This window comes from Azospirillum sp. B4 (genome assembly GCF_000333275.1).
Taxonomy (GTDB): domain Bacteria; phylum Pseudomonadota; class Alphaproteobacteria; order Azospirillales; family Azospirillaceae; genus Nitrospirillum.
This window is the reverse complement of record NZ_BACU01000337.1, coordinates 1-6560: the sequence shown is the minus strand read 5'-3', so window position 1 is coordinate 6560 and position 6560 is coordinate 1. Positions and strand designations below refer to the sequence as shown.

Below are 6560 nucleotides of genomic sequence, written 5' to 3'. Positions count from 1 at the left end.
GCGCCCGGTCGTGCTGACCCGCCACCACAGCGGCGACACCTTCTTTGAGGTCGATGCCGCCGCCCCCGCCGGGGATGCCCCGTCCGCCGCCGGCACAGGCCGCGTGCGCGTCTATTGGGACCGGTCGCTGAGCCAGCGCTCGGCCGACCGCGCGGCGGAGCTGGCCTTGCTGGAGCGCTATCTGACGACGGCGCGGCCACGGGTGATTGACCTGGTGACGTTCGCCGACAGCCCCACGCGCGTCCTGCTGACCTTTGACCAGCCCAACGCCGTGGCCGGTGTCCTGGCCGCGCTGAAGGGGCTGGACTACGCCGGCGCCAATTCCCTCGCCGGGGTGCTGAAAACCGCTTCCGCGCCCGCTGACGCCTGCCTGTTCTTTTCCAACGGCCGTTTCACCGTGGACGCTTATCAGGCGGAGCGGGTGAACTGCCCGCTGTTCACCCTGTCGGCCAGCGACGATGCCGACCATGGTTTCCTGTCGGCGCTGGCGGCCAAGTCGGGTGGGCAGCATTTCGACCTCAAGGCCCGGGACGCGGACGCGGTGCTGGCGCGCCTGGCCGCACCGGGTTCCCGCGTCATCGACGTGACGGCCCGCGACGGCACGGCCCTGGACTTCACCGTGCTGCCAGCGGCGGCAGGCCGCGTGCGCCTGATTGGCCGGGCGCCCCCGGCGCTGGGCGGCATCACCGTCACCCTGGGTGACGGCCGCACCCTGTCCCTGGACCTGGACGACCGGCCGACGCCGGCGGACGATGCCTTCGGCGCCCTGTGGGCCGCCGACCGCCTGGCGGAGATGACGGCATCCGACCGACCGGACCAGAAGCGGGCCGTGGATTTCGCCCGTACCTACAGCGTGGCTGGCGGTGGCGCCGTCTTCCTGGTGCTGGAACGCCTGCAGGACTATGTGGAGGCGGAGATCGCGCCGCCCGACAGCCTGGGCAAGGACATGCAGAACCAGTACGCCGACTGGCTGGCGCAGTCGGCCAAGGCCAAGCAGACGGCGCAGGACAATCGCCTGGTCCAGGTGATCAACGCCTGGCAGGAGGAAAAGGACTGGTGGGCGGCCAAGCCGCGCCCGGTGCCGGCGCCGGAGAAGCGGGCCGCCGTTTCCAACGGCGTGGCGACGGGTGCCGCGTCCCCGCCGCCGCCCGTGATGATGCGGGACTCGGTTTCCTCCGCCGCGCCCCCACCCCCACCGCCGCCGCCGCAGACGGTACAGCCGCCGCCGTTCGCCCCGCCGGTGGAGGTCGCCATCGACAGCCCGAGGGCACCTATCGCCGCCGCCCCATCAGGCGGACGTCCGGTGCCCACCGGCCCCTTGCCCACGGGGCCCGCGCCGGCTGGCCCGGCCCGTGGACGGACGGAAGACTTTGCCGTCACCGGCGCCCGGGCGGACGGCCGGGGCGAGGGGCAGGGCGGCGCCACGGACATCGCGGTGGAGCCGTGGAATCCCGACCGGCCCTATCTGCGCGACCTAAAGGCGCATCTCGACGACCCGGACGCCTTCCGCGCCACGGTGGCGGGGCAGGCTGACCAGTACGGGCAGGTGCCGGCCTATTATCTGGACGTCGCCGAGCTGCTGTTCCGCAACGGGCGCAAGCTGGAGGCGGCGGCCATCGTGCTGAACGCGTTGGACCTGCCCACCGCCGACAACGGCACGCTGATCATCGTCGCCGACGCCCTGATGCGCTATGGCGAGGAGGCGCGGGCCATCTGGTTGTATGAGAAGGTGCTGCGCCTGGAGGGGGACCGGCCGCAGCCGCGCCGCAGCCTGGCGCTGGCCCTGGTGACGCGGGCTGAACGGGCGGCCAAGGACGGAGGGTCCACGGCGGCCCAGCGGGCGGACTATGCCCGCGCCATGGACCTGCTGAACGAGGTCATCACCCGCACGTGGGCGCCGGCCTACAATGGTATCGAGATGGTGGCGCTGATGGAGGCCAACCGCCTGGTGCCGCGCCTGCGGAAGCTGGGCGTGCGGGACATCCCCCTGGACCCGCGCCTGCGCGCCCAATTGGACGTGGATGTGCGCGTCGTCCTGGAATGGAACGTGGACGCGACCGACATGGACCTGTGGGTGGATGAGCCGTCGGGCGAGCGGGCCATCTACAACAACCCCCGCACCGCCATCGGCGGCCGGCTGTCACGCGACATGACCCAGGGCTACGGGCCGGAGGAATATCTGCTGCGCCGGGCGCCGAACGGCGAATACACCATCCGCGTGAACATCTACCGTACCGACCGCCTGAACCCCAACGGCCCCATCACCGTGCGCGCGCACCTGTATCGCAACTATCAGCGTCCGACGGAAGAGGCGCAGGTGATGCAGATCGAGCTGAAGCCGGGTGAGGACGGCACCCGGGTGGTGGGGCGCGTGACCATCGCGCCCTGACGGGCGGGACCTGACGGGCGGGACCTGACGGGCGGCAAGGGATCAGGCGCCGGCGCGGCTGGCGGTTTCGCCGGCCGCCAGCTCGATGATCTCCGCGGTGATCTCGTCCTGGCGCAGGATGCGCTGGGTGGCCTGCAGCGCGCCCAACTGGCGGTCGATCTGGCCACCGGCGGTGGCCATGGCCTGCATGCGCGCCTCGTTCTCGGCGGCGAAGGCATGGAGGGCGGCCCGGCAAAGCTGGGCGTGGACGTAATCGGTGGCGAGGTCGGCCAGCAGGGCCGAGGCAGGCAGGTTCAGCAGCGGCGGCATGCGACGCCCCGCGCGGGGGAAGGCGGCGGGGTCCAGGGGGAACAGCGCCAGCCGCTCCACCGTCATCGGTTGGCCCAGGGCGGAATGGCCGTGAAGGGCTTCCAGCCGCCCCACGTCACCGGTGGCCATGCGGCTGTACAAGGCCTGGCAGATGCGCTCGGCGAGTTTGGGAATGCCCTGTGACTGCGCGGGCATGGCGTCGGACCAGATGACGCGCAAGCCGCGTTCACGGGCCAGCATGCGGCCCCGGCTGCCGACCAGGAAAAGGTCGACAAGCGGGTCGTGAAGGTCGGCCGCGTCCAGCAGGCGCGCGCTGAATGGCCCGGCGAATCCTTGCTCAGCGCAGAAGACGACCAACGCCCGCCGGGTCGCCGGTCCCGCCGGGGCCGGCCGTGTGTCGTCGCCGGCCAATAGCAAGGCCTGGCCTATGGCGCCGGCCAGCGTCGCGGCGTAGGCGTCGACGGAGGCCAGCTGGCCGCGCGCCTGCTGCGCCCGGGCCGCGGCCATGCCCCTCATCGCCCGCACCACGGCGCCCAGCTGGCGGATACCATCGATGCGCGCGTTCAGGTCGGCCAGGCGCTCCGTCATCCGACGACCCCCGCTTGCGGGGAGGCTATCCCCCCGGCATGACGGCGCAGAAGGGCCAGCAGCGTCGCCCGGTCATCCGTCGTCAGCGCACCGGTCCGCAGGATGCGCTGGGCCAAGTCAGGCGCTTGGCTGTCCAGCAGGGCTGGCAGCCCGGCGCGGAAGGACGCCACGGCGGCGGGGGACAGCGGATCCAGCGCGCCCGATTGCACGGCCAGGACTAGCGCCACCTGGTCCGGAAGGCGCAAGGGGGTGTGCAGCGGCTGGGCCAGGACGGCCCGGATGCGCGCGCCACGCGCCAACTGTTCCCGCACCCGGGTGTCGGGCATGCCGCCGAAGCGGGTGAAGGTCTCCAGCTCCAGGAACTGGGCGTAGTCCAGGCGCAGGGTGTCGGCCGCGTCGCGCAGCGCCCGCGCCTGGGTCTTGCCGCCCACCCGGCTGACGCTGGTGCCCACGTCCACCGCCGGCTTCTGCCCCTCATGGAACAGCTTGGTGTCGAGGACGATCTGGCCGTCGGTGATGGAGATGAGGTTGGTGGGGATATAGGCGCTGAGGTTGCCGGCGTCGGTCTCGGCGATGGGCAGGGCCGTCAGCGACCCGCCGCCCTTGCCGGGTGACAGCTTGGCCGCCCGTTCCAGCAGCCGGGCGTGGACATAGAAGACGTCGCCGGGATAGGCCTCCCGGCCCGGCGACTGTCGGGTCAGCAAGGCGATCTCGCGATGGCTGGCGGCGTGCTTGCTCAGGTCATCCACCACGACCAAGGCGTGCTGGCCCCGGTCGCGGAAATATTCCGCCATGGTGAAGGCGGCGAAGGGCGCGATCCACTGCAGGCCCGGCGCGCTGGCCGACTCCGCGACCACGATGATGCAGCGCTCCGGCGCGCCGCGCGCGGTGATGGCGTCGATGGCGCGGCGCACGCTGGCGTTCTTCTGCCCGATGGCGACGTACAGGCAGATCATGTCGCTGTCGCGCTGGTTGATGATGGCGTCCACGCCCAGCGCGGTCTTGCCCACGGCGCGGTCGCCCACGATCAATTCGCGCTGTCCGCGCCCCAGCGCGAACAAGGCGTCGATCACCAGCACGCCGGTCTGCACCGGCTGGGTCACCAGGTCGCGGTCGGCGATGGCGGGGGCCGGGCGCTCGATGGGTTCCATCGCGTCACCCACGATCGGGCCGCGACCATCCAGCGGCCGGCCCAGCGGATCGACGACACGCCCCAGGAGGCCGGGACCCACCGGCACGCGGACGACATCGCCGGTGCCCGTCACGGCGTGTCCCGCCCGCACGCCGGCCGTGCCCCCGTCGTCCGCGTCCAACAGGACGCAGCCCACACGGGTCCGGTCCAGGACCTGGGCGAAACCGAACTGCCCGCCCTCGAAGCGCAGCAATTCATCCAGCCGCACCCCGGGCAGGCCGGACAGCAGGGCGATGCCGTCGCCCACCTCTTCCACCCGGCCAAGCTGGGCGGTGGCGGGACCCAGGCGCGCGCCCTCCAGCCGGGCGCGGGCCTCCCGCAGCCAGGCGTCGGGGGTCATGCCCGGCGTAGCCGGGTCACGCTCATCCGTGCGGGGCGTCATGGGCGATGTCCTGAAGAACGCGGGCCAGGTCCGCCCGCCAGCTGTTGGTGACGACCAGGTGGGCCCCGTGCAGTTCCAGCCCCGCCAGCAGGCCGGGATCCACGGCGAAGGTGATCTCGGCCGGTTGGCCCAGGGCGCCGTCGATCTGCCGGCGATAGCGCTCCTGCTCCCCGGCTGGGATGGGGGCGGCGCTGACGGCCCGCAACGCCGAGCCGTTCACGGCCTGGGCCCTGACCTCCGGCGGCAGGGCGCGGATTTCCCCCACCAAGCGGGCCAGGAAAGTATCACCGATGGCGGCGCCGTCGATTTGGGCGAGCAGCCGCCCGGCGATGTCGACGGCCAATTGCCCGGCATGGTCCCGCCAGGCCCGTGCCGCGGCCTGGCGTTCCTGCGCCAGCGCGGCCTTGGCCGCGTCGCGCGCTTGCGCCGCGTCGGCTTCGGCCTGGGCCAGCTGGATGGCGCGGGCCTGTTGCGCCGCCTCATGCGCCTCGGCCAGGATGGCAGCCCGTTCCTGGGCGAATCCGGCCCGCACGCGCTCCACATCCGCCAGTGCCGCGGCGGCCCGGTCGCGGTCGGCTTGGGCCTCGGCCAGCAGGGTCTGCGCGGCGGTACGGCGCTGCGCGATGATCCCGGCCACGGGCCGCCAGAGGAAGCGCGACAGCAGCCAGATCAGGATCAGGACGTTGACGGCCTGCAGGCCCAGCGTCCACCAATCGATGGTCATGGCCTTACTTCAGCAGCGGGTTGGCGAACAGCAGCAGCAAGGCGATGACCAGGCAGTAGATGGCCATGGTCTCGATCATCGCCAGGCCGACGAACAGGGTACGCGAGATGGTGTTGGCCGCTTCCGGCTGGCGGGCCAGCGCGTCCATGGCGGCGGCGACGGCGCGGCCTTCCGCCAGGGCGGGGCCGATCGCCCCGAAGGAGACGGCGATGGCCGCGGCGACGATGCTGGCCAGAGCTAACCAATTCATGGCGATGTCCTTTGCGTGGGCGGAACGGAGGGTGGGGCGGCGGGCGCCTCACCGCCCTGCTCGCCGCCGGCCTCCCCGGCGGTGCTGGCGATGAAGACCATGGCCAGGGTGGCGAAGATGTAGGCCTGGACAGCACCGGTCAGCAGGTCCAGGGCCATCAGCGGGATGGGCACCAGCAGGCCCGCCAGCGACATGACGATGCCGATGACGAACACGCCGCTCATCACGTTGCCGAACAGGCGCACGATCAGCGAGAAGGTGCGGGTCAGGCTTTCCACCAGGTTCAAGGGGATCATGACCGGGTTGGGGGAGGCGAAGGTGGCGAGATAGCCCCGGATGCCCCCCGCCCGGATGCCGAAATGGATGACGGCCGCGAAGACCAGCAGGGCCAGGGCGGCGTCGGTTTCCACATGCGCCGTCGGCGGCTCGATACCGGGGATCAGGGACGACCAGTTGGCCGCCAGGATGTAGAGGAACAGCGTGCCGATGAAGGCGCGGAAGGGGGCCGGCTCGGCCCGCATGGTGTCGCGGATCTGGCCGTCGACGGCGTCCACTACCAGTTCCAGGACGGATTGCGTCCGGCCGGGGACCAGCGACAGGCGGCGGGTGGCCAGGGCTGCGCCAACCGCCAGCAGCGCCATGATGCCCCAGGTGACGGCGACGCCGGCGGTGATGGGCACCGGCCCCAGGTGGAACAGCGCTGTGCTTTCCAGTGGGGACGCCGGC

Annotated in this window: 5 protein-coding genes and 1 pseudogene; 1 reads left to right on the top strand and 5 read right to left on the bottom strand. The window is 72.0% G+C overall.

What is annotated here, in order from left to right; all coding sequences use genetic code 11:
* Positions 1-2389 (top strand): annotated as a pseudogene (locus I55_RS37090) (hypothetical protein); the annotation flags it as partial.
* A 42-nt stretch (positions 2390-2431) separates the two neighbouring features.
* Here I55_RS37090 and I55_RS14980 read toward each other — a convergent pair.
* The 5 genes from I55_RS14980 to I55_RS14960 form a co-directional block, all read right to left on the bottom strand.
* Entirely contained in the window at positions 2432-3286 is an 855-nt protein-coding gene (locus I55_RS14980) for a F0F1 ATP synthase subunit gamma (protein ID WP_044561391.1), read from the bottom strand.
* On the bottom strand, positions 3283-4860 hold the full coding sequence (locus I55_RS14975; protein WP_252181157.1) for a F0F1 ATP synthase subunit alpha: 1578 nt from the start codon (positions 4858-4860) through the stop codon (positions 3283-3285). The genes I55_RS14980 and I55_RS14975 overlap by 4 nt, the downstream gene beginning before the upstream one ends.
* On the bottom strand, positions 4841-5584 hold the full coding sequence (locus I55_RS14970; RefSeq protein ID WP_044561390.1) for an ATPase: 744 nt from the start codon (positions 5582-5584) through the stop codon (positions 4841-4843). The genes I55_RS14975 and I55_RS14970 overlap by 20 nt, the downstream gene beginning before the upstream one ends.
* 4 nt (positions 5585-5588) lie before the next feature.
* Positions 5589-5834 (bottom strand): F0F1 ATP synthase subunit C, encoded by a 246-nt coding sequence (locus I55_RS14965; RefSeq protein WP_044561389.1) that lies wholly within the window; start codon positions 5832-5834, stop codon positions 5589-5591.
* Positions 5831-6560, bottom strand: a 730-nt coding sequence (locus tag I55_RS14960) for a F0F1 ATP synthase subunit A (protein WP_376739199.1), incomplete at its 5' end; no start/stop codon positions are given. The genes I55_RS14965 and I55_RS14960, both read right to left, overlap by 4 nt.

Excerpts from the sequence above, each read along its gene's own strand:
- I55_RS14980 (WP_044561391.1), bottom strand. The coding sequence starts at position 3,286 with ATGACGGAGCGCCTGGCCGACCTGAACGCGCGCATCGATGGTATCCGC.
- I55_RS14975 (WP_252181157.1), bottom strand. The coding sequence starts at position 4,860 with ATGACGCCCCGCACGGATGAGCGTGACCCGGCTACGCCGGGCATGACC.
- I55_RS14970 (WP_044561390.1), bottom strand. The coding sequence starts at position 5,584 with ATGACCATCGATTGGTGGACGCTGGGCCTGCAGGCCGTCAACGTCCTG.
- I55_RS14965 (WP_044561389.1), bottom strand. The coding sequence starts at position 5,834 with ATGAATTGGTTAGCTCTGGCCAGCATCGTCGCCGCGGCCATCGCCGTC.